At 64.4% G+C, this 17479-nt stretch carries 11 protein-coding genes; 6 read left to right on the top strand and 5 right to left on the bottom strand.

From position 1 onward, the window contains the following. The first annotated feature begins 52 nt into the window (after positions 1–52). A complete protein-coding gene (locus AC0Z35_RS14490) occupies positions 53–1474 on the top strand; it encodes a diguanylate cyclase (protein ID WP_104143201.1) in 1422 nt (473 codons plus the stop codon). A 96-nt stretch (positions 1475–1570) separates the two neighbouring features. Here AC0Z35_RS14490 and AC0Z35_RS14485 read toward each other — a convergent pair whose 3' ends face one another. Beyond that, entirely contained in the window at positions 1571–2470 is a 900-nt protein-coding gene (locus AC0Z35_RS14485) for a recombination-associated protein RdgC (protein WP_006218333.1), read from the bottom strand. A gap of 151 nt (positions 2471–2621) precedes the next feature. On the opposite strand from AC0Z35_RS14485, the gene AC0Z35_RS14480 reads away from it, so the two are divergent. Further along, positions 2622–2831 (top strand): hypothetical protein, encoded by a 210-nt coding sequence (locus AC0Z35_RS14480; protein ID WP_046802820.1) that lies wholly within the window; start codon positions 2622–2624, stop codon positions 2829–2831. 385 nt (positions 2832–3216) lie between these two features. On the opposite strand, the gene AC0Z35_RS14475 is transcribed toward AC0Z35_RS14480, so the two are convergent. From AC0Z35_RS14475 to AC0Z35_RS14465, 3 genes are all read right to left on the bottom strand, one after another. Then, the gene (locus AC0Z35_RS14475; RefSeq protein ID WP_046802821.1) at positions 3217–4878 is read right to left on the bottom strand and encodes an MFS transporter; all 1662 of its coding nucleotides are present in this window, start codon (positions 4876–4878) and stop codon (positions 3217–3219) included. A 230-nt stretch (positions 4879–5108) separates the two neighbouring features. Further along, a complete protein-coding gene (locus tag AC0Z35_RS14470) occupies positions 5109–6485 on the bottom strand; it encodes a sensor histidine kinase (RefSeq protein WP_104143362.1) in 1377 nt (458 codons plus the stop codon). A 112-nt stretch (positions 6486–6597) separates the two neighbouring features. Beyond that, positions 6598–7287, bottom strand: a complete 690-nt coding sequence (locus AC0Z35_RS14465; protein WP_006218337.1) for a response regulator transcription factor — start codon at positions 7285–7287, stop codon at positions 6598–6600. 315 nt (positions 7288–7602) lie between these two features. On the opposite strand from AC0Z35_RS14465, the gene recA reads away from it, so the two are divergent. Both recA and recX read left to right on the top strand, forming a co-directional pair. Continuing rightward, positions 7603–8664: a recombinase RecA gene (gene recA, locus AC0Z35_RS14460; RefSeq protein ID WP_006218338.1), complete on the top strand. Its 1062-nt coding sequence runs from the start codon at positions 7603–7605 to the stop codon at positions 8662–8664. Between the two features lie 193 nt (positions 8665–8857). After that, on the top strand, positions 8858–9661 hold the full coding sequence (gene recX / locus AC0Z35_RS14455; RefSeq protein ID WP_485132400.1) for a recombination regulator RecX: 804 nt from the start codon (positions 8858–8860) through the stop codon (positions 9659–9661). A gap of 74 nt (positions 9662–9735) precedes the next feature. Here the strand turns inward: recX and AC0Z35_RS14450 are convergent, their stop codons facing one another. Beyond that, entirely contained in the window at positions 9736–10656 is a 921-nt protein-coding gene (locus tag AC0Z35_RS14450) for a LysR substrate-binding domain-containing protein (RefSeq protein WP_485132401.1), read from the bottom strand. A 144-nt stretch (positions 10657–10800) separates the two neighbouring features. Here AC0Z35_RS14450 and metE point away from each other — a divergent pair, with 144 nt between their 5' ends. Continuing rightward, complete coding sequence (gene metE, locus AC0Z35_RS14445; RefSeq protein ID WP_104143207.1) at positions 10801–13098, top strand: 5-methyltetrahydropteroyltriglutamate--homocysteine S-methyltransferase; 2298 nt, start codon at positions 10801–10803, stop codon at positions 13096–13098. 220 nt (positions 13099–13318) lie between these two features. After that, positions 13319–17335, top strand: coding sequence for a Pls/PosA family non-ribosomal peptide synthetase (locus AC0Z35_RS14440; RefSeq protein WP_485132402.1), 4017 nt, complete (start codon positions 13319–13321; stop codon positions 17333–17335). Positions 17336–17479 lie beyond the last annotated feature (144 nt).

Raw genomic sequence — 17479 nt, 5'->3', positions numbered from 1 at the left:
TTTCGTCGCGTGTCGCTTTTGGCACGCGCGAAGTTTTTGGGGCGGATGATTTATGTCTTCGAGCAAGACGGCGTTGCCGGTTTGGACAAGCGGCGCTGATCAAGCGTGCTACCTCAGCGCATCCAACGCGCAAGCGTGGGAAGCGGTCTACCAGTCAGTGGACGCCTACACGCGCGGCCAGGTGGCCGCCGTGGTCGCGGACAGCGCCAAGGAACTGGTGGACGCGTTCTATTCGACCTTGCTGGCCGACGTTGAAGCCGGCCCGCGCCTGTCCCACGAGATCGTCTCGACGCGGCTGCACAAAGGCATGAAACACTGGCTGCTGGGGCTGCTTTGCGTGCGCGACCAGGGCGATATCGTGGCGTTGATGGCCACGCAGAAAAAGGTGGGCGAAGTGCATGCCCGCGTCCATATCCCGATCCATCTGGTGATGGCGGGCGCGCGCGTGCTGAAAAACGAGATTGCCGAACGGCTGCGTGCCAGCGATCTGGACGGCATGGCTGCGTCCATCGCCACGCAATACGTTTGCAATCTGTTTGACCTGGCCATCGAGCAGATGAGCCGTGCCTTCATGCGCGACATCAACCGTGGCGCGCGCAACGACGAGGCCTACCGGCTGTTCGCGTTGGGGCAGAACATTTCCACCGAGCGCGAGCGCCAGCGCGCCGCACTGCTGGAGTGGAGCCAGGCCGTGCTGATCGGCCTGCATTACCGCGCGCCGGAACAGGCGCTGCCGCGCCTGGCGGCTTCGGAATTCGGCCTGTGGTTGCAGCACAAGGGCGGTGTGCTGTTTGAAAGCGCCCCTGCATTGCGCCAGATCACCGACGCGGTTGCCGAGCTGGACGACGTGGTGCTGCCCCGGCTGCTGATGGACGACGGCGAGCGCCAGTTGTCGATGCCCGACCAGGTGCGGCAATTGCAGGAGCTGGTGGCGCGCATCAAGCATCTGCTCAATGGGCTGTTCGATATGGTGGCCGAGATTGAAAGCGGCAGCGACCCGCTGACCAACGTGCTGAACCGGCGCTTTTTACCGTCGGTCATTGGGCGCGAGATTGCCATTTCCAGCCGGCAGAGCAGCCTTTTTTCGGTGCTGCTGCTGGACATCGACCACTTCAAGGCCATCAACGACGCGCACGGGCATTCGGGCGGCGACCACATCCTGCGCCAGTTTGCCGAAGTGGTTCACCAGTCGTGCCGGTCCAGCGATTTTGTGTTCCGTTATGGCGGTGAGGAATTTCTGGTGGTGTTGGTGGACACCGGCCGGGAAGCCGCGCTGGCGGCGGCGCAGAAGCTGGGCGCCGAGATCCGCCGCCACGCGTTCACCATCCCCGAGGCGGGGGCGCAACGCATCACGGCCAGCATCGGGGTGGCCACCTTCGACGGCCACCCGGACTACGCCTACCTGATCGACCGGGCCGACAAGGCGCTGTACCAGGCCAAGCTGGCCGGACGCGACCGCAGCGTGGCGGCGTAAGAGGGTGCGGCGGTTTCGTGCGCTCGCAAAATAGCCGCAAAAAAAGACCGCCCATTCATGGGCGGTCTTTGCTTGGGGCGTGATCCGCGTAAGCGATCAGATCTTCTTTTCGCCGCCCAGCGCTTCGACCAATTCGGCCATCATCTTGGCCAGTTCGCCGGTCATGAGCATCATGTCGGAATCGAACTTTTCATCGTCGTTGGCGGCAACGCCTTCGTTGCCTTCCTTCAGTACGTCCAGCGGCGACACGCGCTTGACGTCCAGGCCTTCGGTCAGCACGAACGAAATGCGGTCGGCCCACGTCATGGCCAGGCGCGTGCACTGCTTGCCCGACTGGATGTGGCGGCGCACGTCGTCGGCGTCGATCGAGTGCTTCACGTAGCGGATGGCCGCGCCGCTTTCACCCGACGAACGCAGTTCGGTGTCCTGGTCGATGCTGAAGTTCGAGGGAGCCTCGTCTTCGGCCAGCCAGCCCGTCATGGCGGACGCGGGCGATTGCGCCACGTACAGGTTTTCAAGCGGGAAGGGGTCCACGCACTTGGCCAGCAGGCCGATGACTTCGTCGGCTTTCGCGGAAGCGGCGGCGTCAATGACCAGCCAGTGGTTCTGCGGATCGATCCAGACGCGCGTGTCGCGATAGACGCTGAAGGCGCGCGGCAGCAGTTCGTCAGTGACGCGTTCCTTGATTTCCTTCATCTGCTTGCGGCCCGGCTTGTAGCCTTGCTGCTCTTCGATTTCCTGGGCGCGCGCCTTGGCGACCTGGTTCACGACGGTGCCCGGCAAAAGCTTCTTTTCCGCGCGCAGGCTAAGCAGGATCTGCCCGTTCACGACGTGGGCAAGCCCGCCGTTTTCGCGCGGCGGGACCCAGCCCAGGCTTTGCATTTCAAGGTTGTTGCCCGCTTGGTAGGCGTGCCGCGCAAGCGTTTCTTCAAGCTGATCGCCAACGAGAGTCCACGGCGAGGAGAGGCGGTAAATCTTGAGGTTTTTGAACCACATGAGCGTCGGCCAAAAGGGTTGATTCTATACGACGCGGCCGGTTTGCCGAAGTGCTGCAATACGGTTGCGACAGGCGACACGTTCTGTCACTGACATAGGGCGGGCGTTGCGTTAACTTGCGCGCACCGACATGGAATCGGAGAGGAAAAACATGAAAATCATTGGCGCCATCCTGATCGTCCTGGGCATTGTGGCTTTGGCCTACAAGGGCTTCAACTACAAGTCCGAAGAGACCGTTTTGCAGATCGGCTCGGTCAAGGCCACGGCCGAAACCGAGAAGTCGGTGCCGATCCCGATGTGGGCCGGCATTGCCGCCATCGTGGCGGGCGTGCTGGTTATCGGTGTGGGCATGCGCCGTTAAGCAGGCCCCGCATCCGCACAATGATGGCCGCCTGGCGGCCATCATTTTTTTTGGGCGCTGACTTTTTCGCGCTGACTTTCTCGCGCGGAAAAAAAAGCGGCCCGGCTCAATAAAGGCCGGGCCGGTACGGGAGCACACAATACCGCGTCATAAAAGGCTCGCGGGGAACGCGGTATCGGTGTCAGAGCACTGGCCCTGCAATCGTCTGACAGGGGGATCAATCGTCATTCGATCTGAAGCAAGGCCGCAATCTGAGGCGCCAGTCTAAGCGCCAGGGTCTGACATCGTCCTGAAAATGCGCAGAAGTTTCGGGCAAAAAAAAAGCTCCATAAGGAGCTTTCAAGGCCGGGCAGGCGCAGCAGTCCCGCCCGGCGGGGGATGGTCTTTACGCGTTGATGTCGTTGTCCTTGGATTCGCGCACGAACAGCGTGCCGATGACCAGGGTCATGACGGCGATGATGATCGGGTACCACAGGCCGTCGTAGATGTTGCCCGTGGCTGCCACCACCGCGAAGGCCACCGGGGGCAGGAAGCCGCCGAACCAGCCGTTGCCGATGTGGTACGGCAAGCTCATCGAGGTGTAGCGGATGCGGGTCGGGAACATTTCCACCAGCATGGCCGCGATGGGGCCGTAGACCATGGTCACGTACAGCACCAGGATCGCCAGCAACACCACCACCATGACATTGTTGCTTTGCGCCGGGTCCGCCTTGGCCGGGTAGCCGTGGCTGCGGATCGCGGTGGTCAGCGCCTTGTCCAGTTCAGCGGCCTTGGCCTTGAAGTCGGCCGGGGCCATGGACTTGCCGTCGAACGAGGTGAATTCGTCGTTGCCGATCTTGACCTTCGCGACCGAGCCGGCCGGTGCGGCTTCGTTCTTGTAGTTCACCGAGTTGCGGGCCATGAAGGACTTCACGACGTCGCAAGAGCTGGTGAACGCGGACGTGCCCACCGGGTTGAACTGGAACGAGCACGTGCCGGGGTCGGCAATGACGGTGACCGGGGCGGTGGCCTGGGCCTTTTCCAGCGCCGGGTTGGCAAAGTGCGTAATGCCCTGGAAGATCGGGAAGTACGTTGCCGCGGCGATCAGGCAGCCCGCCATGATGATGGGCTTGCGACCGATCTTGTCCGACAGCGCGCCGAACACCACGAAGAAGGGCGTGCCGATCAAGAGCGCGACCGCAATCATGATGTTGGCCGTGTTGGCGTCGACCTTCAGCGTTTGCGTCAGGAAGAACAGCGCGTAGAACTGACCCGTGTACCAGACCACCGCCTGGCCGGCGGTCAGGCCCAGCAGCGCCAGGATCACGACCTTCAGGTTCTTCCACTGGCCGAACGATTCAGCGATCGGCGCCTTCGAACCCTTGCCTTCTTCCTTCATGCGCTTGAAGGTGGGCGATTCGCTCAGTTGCAGGCGGATCCACACCGAGATGCCCAGCAGCACGACCGAAATCAGGAACGGAATGCGCCAGCCCCAGGCTTTGAAGTCGTCTTCGCCCATGACCGTGCGGATGCCCAGGATGACCAGCAGCGACAGGAACAGGCCCAGCGTTGCGGTGGTCTGGATCCACGACGTGTAGAAGCCGCGGCGGCCATGCGGCGCGTGTTCGGCAACGTAGGTCGCCGCGCCACCGTATTCACCGCCCAGCGCCAGGCCTTGCAGCAGGCGCAGCAGGATCAGGATGGCCGGAGCGGCCAGGCCGATGCTGGCGTAGCTGGGCAGCACGCCCACCAGGAAGGTGGACAAGCCCATGATCACGATCGTGACCAGGAAGGTGTATTTACGTCCTACCAGGTCACCCAGGCGGCCAAACACCAGCGCGCCGAACGGGCGCACGGCAAACCCGGCGGCGAACGCCAGCAACGCGAAAATGAAGCCCGCGGTGGGGTTCACGCCAGAGAAAAAGTGTTGCGCGATGATGGCTGCAAGCGAGCCGTATAGATAAAAGTCGTACCACTCAAAAACCGTGCCCAGCGACGATGCGAAGATGACGCGGCGTTCATCCTTGGTCATCGGGCGCGGTTCCGCGGAAGGACCGCGGCCTGCCATGGTTGTTGTGCTCATGATGTCTCCTCGTTTTTTGGCCGGCGGTTTTCCGCCGTGCTTGGCCCTTTGCCGGTCAAGCCGACATCGAGCTATGCGCAACATTGAGCCGCGACCCTGACGAGGTTCTGACGGAACCCTTACCCGAATCTTAAAATTGAAACTAAAAGTAACTATTCCGCAGGGAGCTAGGGATAGTCCTTAGCTGTCGGCCGGGCTGCCCGACACGCGCCGCGCTAGCTTTCGTGCCGATCCGACGGGTCGGCGTACTGCGGGAACACGACGCTGATGCGGGTGCCTGGCAGGTCCGAGTGGGGGTTGGGATGGTCGTCGATCAGCACCGTCGCCTGATGCTTTTGCGCGATTTCGCGCACGATGGCCAGACCCAGGCCGCTGCCGTCGGACGCGGTGCCCAGCACCCGATAGAAGCGGTCGAAGACGCGCTCGCGCTCGTCGGGCGCAATGCCCGGGCCGGAATCTTCCACTTCCAGCACGGCCTGGTTGCCGCGACGCTGCACGCGCACGGTAATGTGGCCGCCGCGCGGTGTATAGCGCAGGGCGTTGTCGACCAGGTTGTTGAGCAGTTCGGCCAGCAGGAGCGGGTTGCCGTTGATCTCGACCGGATCGTCAGAGCCCTCGAAGCCCAGGTCGGTGCTCAGCGACAACGCTTGCGGCACCCAGTGCATGGCCTGCTCGTAGGCGATGGCGTTCAGATCGGTGCGCGTCAGGCCGATCGCACTGGGGTTTTCGGCGCGCGCCAGCAGCAGCAACTGATTCACCAGCCGTGTGGCGCGTTCGGACCCCGTCACCAGCTGACGCAGGCTGGATTGCATTTCTTCGGGGCTGGCATCGCGCAGCGCCAGTTCAGCCTGTGTGCGCAGCCCGGCAAGCGGCGTCTTCAGTTGGTGGGCGGCGTCCGCCACGAAACGGCGCTGCGCCTGTACGTTGGCCGACAGCCGATCCAGCAGGTCGTTCATGGCGGCGACCAGCGGCGCGATTTCTGAAGGGGCCGCGCGTTCGTCGATGGGCGACAGGTCGTCGGGCCGACGCGCGCGCAGACGCTGCTGTAGCGCGTTCAGCGGCGCCACGCCGCGCGACAGGCCGAACCACACCAGCAGCACCGCGATCGGCAGCACCACGAACTGCGGAATGATCACGCCCTTGATGATGTCGTTGGCCAGTTGCGTGCGCTTTTCCACGGTCTCGGCCACGATCAGCAGCGCGGGCTGCGTGTTGGGCAGGTTCAGGTCCACCCACGTGAACGCCAGGCGGATGCCGAAACCGCGCATGGTGTCGTCTTCGTATTGGACTTCGCCCGGGCGCGGCTGGCCCACGGTGGCCGGTAGCGGCAGCGCGCGATCGCCGCCCAGGTATTCGCCCCGACTGCCCAGCACCAGCCAGAACACGCTGTCGGTTTCGTCGGCGCGCAACACGTCGCGCGCGGCGTCGGTCATCTTCAGCACGGCCCGGCCGTCCTGCGCATGGACCTGCCGCGTCAACACATGCAGGTTGTTGGCCAGCGCCCGGTCGTACGGCACGTTGGCGATGTTCTGGGCGACCACGTACGTGATCGCGACGCTCATGGGCCACAGCAGGAACAGCGGCGCCAGCATCCAGTCCAGGATTTCGCCCAGCAGCGAACGCTGCGGCGGCGCAAAGCTCGGGCCCTTGGACCCGGCTTGCATGATATCCAGCGCTTCCTGATTCAGCGGCTCGGGCCGGGGGTCAGCTGGCGAGGTACGCGGCACCCTGGTCCCGCTCCAGACAGTAGCCCAGGCCACGCACGGTGACGATCTTCACGCCGCTGGGTTCGAGCTTCTTGCGCAGCCGATGCACGTAGACCTCGATGGCGTTGGTGCTGACTTCTTCGCCCCATTCGCACAGGTGGTCCACCAACTGCGTCTTGCTGACCATGCGGCCGCTGCGCGTCAGCAGGATTTCCAACAAGCTGACTTCGCGCGCCGAGAGGTCCAGCGTCTGGTCGTCGACGATGGCGACGCGGCCCGTCTGGTCGAACAGCAACCGGCCATGTTTGAGCATGGTGGCGCCGCCGCCCGCGCCGCGTCGCGTCAGCGCCCGCACGCGCGCTTCCAGTTCGGACAGCGCAAAAGGCTTGGCCATGTAGTCGTCAGCGCCCAGGTCCAGGCCTTTCACGCGCTGTTCGATGCTGTCGGCGGCGGTCAGGATCAGGACGGGCAGGGCGGAGTTGCGGGCGCGTAGCCTGCGCAGCACTTCCAGCCCGGCCAATTGCGGCAGGCCCAGATCCAGAATGAGCAGGTCAAACGCCTGGGCCGCCAGCGCAGAGTCGGCGGCAAGCCCGTCACGCACGGCGTCTACCGCGTAACCGTTATGCCGCAATGACCGGGATAGGCCATCGGCCAGAATGCTGTCGTCTTCGGCGATCAGGATGCGCATGGGGGCGGCACGGAAGCTGCAAAAAGGTCCCTGTGGCGCCGGCGCTTTGCGTGCCGGCTGCCCCGGGGTAGGGGGCTATCGCCTTGTGGGCGGCCCGGCGGTGGAATAGGGACGAAACGCCGGGGTCGGCTTCGATTCTGTCATACGGCGCCAGGCTTGCCCACTCAGGGAATACGTGCAAAACTCTGGCACACTGGTTTTTTGTACAGTACAATCCGATGCAATAATCTGAACCTGATTCAAAACAGCAACGCTGCGGTCCAAGGGTGCTCCTTCATGCCGCAACCACCAGATACGTCACAGACAGGACTTTACATGGACGACAAAACCACCAAGGCCGCCGCATCGGAAAAGGCCAAGGCGCTTGCCGCCGCGCTTTCGCAGATCGAAAAGCAGTTCGGCAAGGGCTCGATCATGCGTTACGGCGATAACGAGGTCTCGCACGATATCCAGGTGGTTTCCACGGGGTCGTTGGGTCTGGACATCGCCTTGGGCGTCGGCGGCCTGCCGCGCGGCCGTGTGGTCGAAATCTACGGCCCGGAATCGTCGGGCAAGACCACGCTGACGCTGCAAGTCATCGCCGAAATGCAAAAGATCGGTGGCACCTGCGCCTTTGTCGACGCCGAGCACGCGCTGGACGTCCAATACGCCAACAAGCTGGGCGTGAACCTGACGGACCTGCTGATCTCGCAGCCCGACACGGGCGAGCAAGCGCTGGAAATCACCGATGCGCTGGTGCGTTCGGGTTCGGTTGACCTGATCGTCATCGACTCGGTGGCCGCGCTGGTGCCCAAGGCTGAAATCGAAGGCGAAATGGGCGATTCCCTGCCGGGCCTGCAAGCCCGTCTGATGAGCCAGGCGCTGCGCAAGCTGACCGCCACGATCAAGCGCACCAACTGCATGGTCATCTTCATCAACCAGATCCGCATGAAGATCGGCGTCATGTTCGGCAACCCCGAAACCACCACGGGCGGCAACGCGCTGAAGTTCTACGCGTCGGTGCGTCTGGACATCCGCCGCATCGGCTCCATCAAGAAGGGTGACGAGGTCGTCGGCAACGAAACCCGCGTCAAGGTCGTCAAGAACAAGGTGGCGCCGCCGTTCAAGCAAGCTGAATTCGACATCATGTACGGCGCCGGTATTTCGCGCGAAGGCGAAATCATCGACCTGGGCGTGGCCGCCAATGTGGTGGACAAGTCGGGTGCGTGGTACAGCTACAACGGCAACCGCATCGGCCAGGGCAAGGACAACGTCCGCGAATACCTGAAAGAGCACCGCGACATGGCGATCGAAATCGAAAACCGAGTTCGCGAGAACCAGGGCATCGTCAGCCGCGCCGCTGAATTCGTGCCCACGGCGGAAGACACCGCCGAATAAGCCTTCCGCCTGCCCCGGGCGCAATGTCGCCAGGGACGGCGGACAGGCTTATCGCAGCGGGGCTGGGCGGTGATGCCGCACAGTCAGATACGGCAGGCGCCATGACGGGCCTGCCGTTTTGCATTATTCGTCGGACAGGGTTCGCCGCGTCTTTATCGATCCGGCGTCCGTCCTTGACCAAGGCAGAAAGCGCATGAGCTGGAAATCGACACCCGCGTCAGCCGACCGCCTACGCGCCAAGTTGGATGACGAGTTTGAAACCGTCGCCAAGCCGCAAGGCTTGCGACGCAGTTCGGACGCGCGGCGCGAACAAGAGGCGGCCGAGCCCGCCGCTGACAAAGATGTCTGGCAGCGCAGTTCCGAGCAGCGCGCGCTGAAGCCCCGCACTTCCCGCCCGTCACGTACGTCGGGTATGTCGGGTATGTCGGGCATTTCGCGTACATCGCGGACATCGCGTCCCCAGGACACTTCCGACTCCTCGGATACGTCGGACACCTCTGACACGTCGCCAGCAGGTGACAACGCCGGGGATGCGGCCAAGCCTGCCCGCAAGGGCCCATCGCTGAAAATGCGCGCGGTGGGATATCTGTCGCGCCGCGAGCACGCCCGCGAGGAACTGGCGCGCAAACTGGTCGCCTACGCCGAAGACGCCGATGAAATCGAAAGCGTGCTGGATGCGCTGGAAAAAGAAGGCTGGCTGTCCACCGAACGGTTCGCACAAAGCCTGGTGCATCGGCGTGCGTCGCGCCAAGGCGCGGCGCGCATCGTGCAGGAACTACGCCAGCACGGCGTGGACGATACCCAGGTGGCCGAATTGCGCGAACAACTGCGCGCCACCGAATACGACCGCGCGCTTGAGGTCTGGAAAAAACGCTTTGACGCCAAGCCGCCAGACCGCACGGCCTACGCCAAGCAGGCGCGCTTTCTGGCCAGCCGGGGTTTCGCGCACGATGTCATCCGTCGAATCCTGGGCGAAGGCGACGGCGACGGCGATTGACCGGATCTTGCGCGGCCCCGCGAAGATGGCCCGTCGCTGCCGCCCCATGGACGCCGCCCCCCGGGCGGCTTTTTTTACGTCTTGGCCGACTTGATACCCGACAGCGTCTTGAAGCATACGTCGCGCGTAATGGTCAGGAATTCGTCGATGTAGGACGCGTCCGTATCTTCGCTGCGCACGGTCGCATACAGCGTGCGCCAAACGCCTTGCGGCCCCAGCCGGCGCAGCCGCAACCAGCCCTGGTTCATGTATTCCGTCAGCGCCCAGTTCGGCAAGGCCGCCACGCCACGGTTGCTGGCGACCAGCTGCGCAATGATCGGGGTCAGTTCGGCCTTGCGAATGGCGGCGGGTTCGACGTCGGCTGGGTCCAGAAACGCGGTGAAGACGTCCAGGCGTTGTTTGTCCACCGGATACGTAATCAGCGTCTGGTCCGCCAGCTGGTCGGGCATGATGAATTTGTTGCCGGCCAACGGGTTCGCTTCCGACACCGCCAACACCAGTTCGTACTTGAACAAGGGCAGGTATTCCACGGCGTCCAGCGGTTGCGGGTCCGACGTGATCACCAAGTCCAGGTCGCCGCGCACCAGGGCAGGCAGGGGGGCGAACGAAAACGCCGCCGACAGGTCCAGCGCGACGTCGGGCCACTGCACCCGGAATGCGTCCAGCGCCGGCATCAACCACTGAAAGCAGGAGTGGCAGTCAATTGCCAGATGCAGTCTGCCGCTGCGGCCGGCCGCCAGCCGTTGCAGGTCGCGTTCGGTTGCGCGGATGCGGGGCAGGACTTCATCCGCCAGCGCCAGCACGCGCAAGCCGGCCGTGGTCAGGCGGGCGGGGCGGGTGCGGCGGTTCAGCAGCGGCGTGCCCAGCCGGGTTTCCAGGTCGCGCAATTGATGCGACAGGGCCGACTGCGTCAGGTGCAGCCTTTCGGCGGCTTCTTGCAGACTGCCGCCCTCGCGGATGGCGGTAAGCGTTTCAAGATGGCGGATTTCTAGCATGGGAAGGACGGGCCGACGAAGAATGATCGCCCTAGTATATGAGAAATACTCATTTTATATATGTAGAGATTGATTTTGCTTCATGTATGTTTGCCTGCACAATGGTCATCACTTGAACAAACTTTGTCTAACGGCGGTGTTCTCATGACTACTATTCATAATCTGGGGTTCCCCCGAATCGGCGCCCAGCGCGAATTGAAGCGCGCGGTCGAGGCCTATTGGGCCGGCAAGCAAACCGCGCAAGCGCTGGAAGAGACGGGCCGCGAGTTGCGGGCCCGGCACTGGAAGCTGCAAGCCGCCGCCGGCTTGAAGTTTGTGCCCGTGGGAGACTTTGCCTGGTACGACCAGATCCTGGAATGGACCACGCTGCTGGGCGCCGTGCCCGCCCGCTTTGGCCAGAAGGACAACGAGGCAGTGTCGCTGGACACGCTGTTTCGCATGGGCCGTGGCCGCGCGCCGTCGGGCAAACCCGCCGCCGCCTGCGAGATGACCAAGTGGTTCGACACCAACTATCACTACATCGTGCCGGAACTGGTGCCCGGCCAGACGTTCCGCATCGCCCGCGAATCGCTGTTCGAACAAGTCCAGGAAGCGCAGGCGCTGGGCCACGAGGTCAAGCCCGTGATCCCCGGCCCGCTGACGTGGCTGTACCAGGGCAAGGGCGACGCGTTCGCCGGTGGCGCCGCTGACGAAGGCAAGCTGCAACTGCTGGCTGCGTTGCTGCCGGTGTATCAGCAAGTGCTGGCGCGTTTTGCCAAGCAGGGTGTGCAATGGGTGCAGATCGACGAGCCCATCCTGGTGCTGGACCTGCCCCAAGCCTGGCGCGATGCCTACGAATCGGTATACGCCACGTTGGCGGCCAGCCCGGTCAAGCTGCTGATCGCCACCTACTTTGACGGCTTGAAAGACAACCTGGCCACCGCGCAAGCGCTGCCCGTGGCGGGCCTGCACGTGGACTTGGTCCGCGCGCCCGAACAATTGCATGACGTCGTGGCCGGTTTGCGCGCCGGCCAGGTGCTGTCGGCCGGCGTCATCAACGGCCGCAATATCTGGCGCACGGACCTGGACGCGGCTATCGCCACGCTGGCACCCATCAGGCAACAACTGGGCGACCGTCTGTGGTTGGCCCCGTCGTGCTCGCTGCTGCATGTGCCGGTAGACCTGGCTAATGAAACGGAGCTGGATGCCGAACTCAAGAGCTGGCTGTCGTTTGCGGCGCAAAAATTGCAAGAGCTGAACCTGCTGGGTCGCGCGTTGAACAACGCCACCGACACCTCTGTGCAGGATGGGCTGATCAAGCAACGCGCCGCGCTGACTGCTCGCCGTTCGTCGCCGCGCATTCACAACCCGCTCGTGAGCCAGCGCATGGCTGGCGCGACCGCCGTGTCGCGAGACCGCGCACCGTTTGCCGGCCGCATTGCGCGCCAGCAAGAACAGCTGGGCCTGCCCGCGTACCCGACCACCACGATCGGATCGTTCCCGCAGACCGCCGAAATTCGCGCGTTGCGTCGCGACTGGAAAGCCGGCGCGCTGACGGATTCGGGCTACGAGAACGCCATCCGCAAGGAAATCGAAGAAGTCATCCGCTTCCAGGAAAAGGTGGGCCTGGATGTCTTGGTGCACGGTGAACCCGAGCGCAACGACATGGTGGAGTATTTTGGCGAACTGCTGGCCGGCTTTGCGTTCACCAAGAACGGTTGGGTGCAAAGCTATGGGTCGCGTTGCGTCAAGCCGCCGATCATTTTTGGCGACGTGGCCCGGCCCGCGCCGATGACGGTGGGTTGGTCGTCGTACGCGCAATCGCTGACGGACAAGCCGGTCAAGGGCATGCTGACCGGCCCGGTCACCATCTTGCAATGGTCGTTCGTGCGCGACGACCAGCCGCGTGAGCAGACCTGCCGCCAGTTGGCACTGGCGCTGCGCGACGAAGTGGTGGACCTGGAAACCGCGGGCATCAGCGTTATCCAAATCGACGAGCCTGCCATCCGCGAAGGCCTGCCGCTGCGTCGCGCCGACTGGAAGGCGTACCTGGATTGGGCGGTGGATTGCTTCCGCTTGGCGACGGCGGGCGTGCGCGATGAAACGCAGATCCACACCCACATGTGCTATTCCGAATTCAACGACATCATCGAATCCATTGCCGCCATGGACGCCGATGTGATCACAATCGAAACGTCGCGTTCGAACATGGAATTGCTGAAGGCGTTTGAAGATTTTGATTATCCAAACGACATCGGCCCCGGCGTCTACGACATTCATTCGCCCAACGTGCCGGACGTCGATTGGATGGTTGGCTTGATGGAAAAGGCGGCGACCCGCCTGCCCAAGGAACGCCTGTGGGTGAATCCTGACTGCGGCCTGAAGACGCGTGCCTGGCCTGAAACCGAAGCCGCGCTGATCGGCATGGTGCAGGCGGCGCGCGCGCTGCGCCAATCGGCCTGACGCCAAACCGTCACCGGCCCGCCTGGCTTCAAACGGGGCGGCGCCAACAACCCCTTGCGTTATGCCGGCGGCATTGCGCAAGGGGTTGTTTTAATGCGCGGGCGTGAACGAATTTTCGCGGCGCTGGTCCATTAAGCCACCCTGGCATCGGCAGCCGCCCATGCCATGGCTGCTGCGTTAGTTGCCTCCTATTCTTTGCTGCCGGATTGTCGCCGTCCCTATGATTCTCCAAGGCCCTTATCGGCCGGATCTGCTTCTTGCGGAAACGCTGCCCGATATTTTGGAAGCCACGATCCTGCGGCACCCCGCCGCCATCGCCATCCACTGGCAGGATCAAACACTAAGCTACGACACGCTGGGCCAACGCGCATCGCTTGCCGCGCACCATCTGATCCAGGCGGGCGTGCGGCCCGGGCATATCGTCGGTTTGTGCTTGCCGCGCGGCGCCGACCTGCTGGTGATGCAGGCGGCCATCGCGTTGGCCGGCGCGGCCTGGCTGCCCTTTGAAGCCGACACGCCGCCGGACCGCATGCTGGTGTGTTTGCAGGACGCTGGCGCGAATGGCCTGATCGCCAGCGCGGACGTGCGTCTGGATGGCATGGTCACCTGGACGCCGTGGGCGCTGGCCGTTCCCGTCCAGGGCGCACTGAACCGGCGCGCAGGGCTGCGGCCTGAACACCCCGCTTATGTGATCTACACCTCTGGCTCAACCGGCAAGCCCAAGGGCGTGCCGATCACGCATGCCAGCATCTGCCATTTCCTGCGCAGCGAAAACGAAGTGTTGGGCGTGCGCCAGGACGACAAGGTCTACCAGGGCTTCTCGGTGGCGTTCGACATGTCGTTCGAGGAAATCTGGATCAGCTACCTGGTGGGGGCCAGCCTGTGGGTGGCGCCCAAGATGTTGACGACCGACCCCGAAGGGCTGCCCGACGCGCTGGTGCGCGAAGGCGTCACGGTGCTGCATGCGGTGCCTACGCTATTGGCTTTGTTCGCGCGCGACGTGCCCGGCTTGCGCATCGTGAACCTGGGCGGCGAAGTGTGCCCCGACTTTCTTGTGCCGCGCTGGGCCACGCCCGGCCGTCGCTTGTTCAACACGTACGGGCCGACTGAAACCACCGTGTCCGCCAGCGTGGCCGAGCTCATGCCGGGGCAAGCGGTGACGATCGGTGTGCCGCTGCCCAATTACGGCATGCTGGTGCGCGGTGATGACGGCGCGGTGCTGCCCGCGGGGCAGGTCGGCGAGCTGTGCATCACGGGCCCCGGCGTGGCCGACGGCTACCTGGGTCGGCCGGCGCTCACGGCGGAAAAATTCCTGGCCAATCCTCGGCCCAGCGGCAGTCATGACACGCGCATGTATCGCAGCGGCGATCTGGCGCGCATCGATGAGCACGGGCAGATCCATTGCCTTGGGCGCAGCGACGATCAGGTCAAGGTGCGCGGCTTTCGCGTCGAGCTTGGCGAGATCGAGGCGGCGCTGTATCGCCAACCCGGCGTGGGCGCCGCCGCCGTGGTGTTGCGCGATCTTGCCGGTATCGACCAATTGGCGGCGTTCGTAATGCCGGAAAGCGACGCGCGCCTGGATCCGCACGCCTTACGCGCCGCCTTGTCACAAGAGCTGCCGGCGTACATGATTCCGGCCCGCTTTGAATTCGTGGCCGAGGTGCCGCGGCTGACGTCGGGCAAGATCGACCGCAAGACGCTGCGGGCGCGCGAGCTGGACACCGCGCAGCAACCGTCCACGGAAGACGACGAGCCCGTCACGGCGGGCGAGCGCGCGTTGTTCGATGCGCTGCGCCCGTTGTTTCCGGGGCAGCCGCTGCATCTGGCCAGCGACTTCTTCCGAGATCTGGGCGGCCATTCCCTGCTGGCCGCGCGGCTGGTTTCGTCGCTGCGCAAGCATCCGAATTTGTCAGCGCTGAGCATGCAGGAGCTATATCAGCATGCTGGCGTAGGCGCGTTGGCGGCGCGCCTGGATGCGTTGATGGCAACGGCAACGGCATCGGCAACCGCAACCGCGGCCTCTGCGTCCACTGTTACGGCAACCACCGCCGTGCACGCCGCGCAAGACGCCTCGCCCGCCCGCGCGCCGGAATGGCGCCGCTGGACGTGCGGCCTGGCGCAATTGGCCGCGCTGCCATTGTTGATCGGCGTGCGCATGCTGATCTGGCTGACGCCGTTTTTCACCTATCACTACCTGACCGGTGACGATGGCGATTCGGTCTGGCGTGCCGTTGCCTGGTCCATCGCCAGCTACCTGGCCTGCAACCTGCTGAGCTTTGCCGTGGCCGTCGCCTGTAAATGGGCGATTGTCGGCCGCCAGAAGCCGGGCCGCTATCCGTTGTATGGCTGGCGCTTTTATCGTTGGTGGCTGGTCGACCGCATTCTGGATATTCCGCCGGCGCACCTGCTGGCGGGCTCGCCGCTTCAAGTCTGGTATCTGCGGGCGCTGGGCGCGCGCATCGGCCGCGACGCTGCCATCAGTCGGGTGTCGGTGCGTGCGCCAGACCTGCTGACGGTGGGCGATGGCGTCAGCATCGGCGCCGCCGTCAATCTTGAAAACTTCGCCGTGCGCGGCGGCATCTGGGAAGTCGGCCCGATCACGCTTGCCAACAACGCCTATGTCGGTTCGTATTCGGTGCTGCAAGGCGATGTCGAGATGGGCGAAGGCGCGCGGCTCGAAGGGCTGTCATCGCTGGCCGGCGGTACGCGCGTGCCCGCGGGGCAAACCTGGACGGGCGCGCCGGCGCGACATGACCCGCGCGCGCAGCCGTCTGATCTGCCGCCCCGGCCCGTGCGCGAAGGGCGCTGGCGCCGGCTGGACGTGCTGGCCTACGCGGCGGGCGGCACGCTGATCGCCGCGCTGTTCTTCATGCCGGTCTTTCCCAGCTTCGTGTTGATCGATTGGATCGACGCGCGCTGGCTCGACCTGATGGGCTCGCGCGCGTCGTGGCCCATCGCATTCCTGTGCTATCTGCTGCTGGCGCTGCCGGCCAGCGCCTTGCTCTTGCTGTTGACCGTGCTGGCGTGCGCGGTGCTGCGCTGGTCGCTGCTGCCCAGGCTATCGGCCGGCCGCTGGCCGGTATATGGCCAGATCTATCTGCGCCGTTGGTTGACCAATCAGATCCAGGAGGCCAGCCTCAGCGTGCTGCACGGCCTGTATGCGTCCATCTATGCCGGGTCGTGGTACCGGCTGCTGGGCGCGAAAGTAGGGCGCGGCACCGAGATTTCCACCGCGATGGGCATCGTGCCAGACATGCTGACCTTGGGGCGCGACAGCTTCATTGCCGACGGCGTGATGCTGGGCGACGAGGAAATCGACCAGGGCTGGATGCGCTTGCGCCCAACCGTCATCGGCAACCGCAGCTTTGTGGGCAACGGGGCGTACGTGCCCGACGGATCGGTGTTGCCCGATGACGTCCTGATCGGCGTGCAAAGCCGCGCGCCGGCCAATGCCGCGATGGCCAGCGGTCAGACATGGCTGGGCAACCCGCCGCTGGCGCTGCCCGCGCGCGAGCAGACGGCCGGCTTTCCCGCCCACTTGACCTTCCGGCCCAGCACCGGCCGCAAGGTGGCGCGCGGCGCGGTCGAAGGCATGCGCATGATCCTGCCGCTGGCGGTGGTGATCGCCGTGGGCTATCTGACCGTCATGCGCGTCATTCCCATCGCGGCGGTCGACGGGTTTATCGGCGCGTTCGACGAGTTGATGCTGGCCGGCGTGCTGTACGGCGTGGGCACCTTCCTCTTTGTGGTGTTGCTCAAATGGGCACTGATGGGCCGCTACCGGCCGCGCGCCGAGCCGATGTGGACGCCGTTTGTGTGGAAAAGCGAGGCGGTGACCAGCCTGTACGAATCCATCGCGGTGCCGAACTTCTTCAATTTCCTGCGCGCCACCCCGTGGTTGCCGCTGGCGCTGCGCTGCCTGGGGGCGCGCATCGGCAAGCGGGTGTTCATGGATACGACCGACGTCACCGAGTACGACTGCGTGTCGATCGGCGACGATGCGGTGCTGCACGCCGGGTCGGGGCCGCAGACCCATCTGTTTGAAGACCGGGTCATGAAGATCGGGCCGGTCGATATCGGCCCGGACGTGAACGTCGGCCCCCGCAGCACCATCCTGTACGGCACCCACGTGGAAGCCGGCGCCCGCCTGGGGCCACTGACGTTGGTGCTCAAGGGCGAGACGATTCCGGCGGGGCAGGCGTGGATGGGCAGTCCGGCCACACCGTGGACAGTCTGAGGGCGCCGGGCAGGGCGGGCGGCGGGGTGAGCCGGATGGCGCGCGGGAGCGCCGGCATGGCCCGCCCCCGCAAACCGGCCATTTGCTACCAGGCCGCCTGCGCTATACTTTCAAGGTTTTGTTGCCGCGCACCATGCGCAGGCC

Source organism: Achromobacter sp. 1L-A-4-B-C2 (assembly GCF_057291955.1).
Note: the sequence above shows the minus strand (reverse complement) of the source record. Positions and strands in the feature narration are given on the sequence as shown.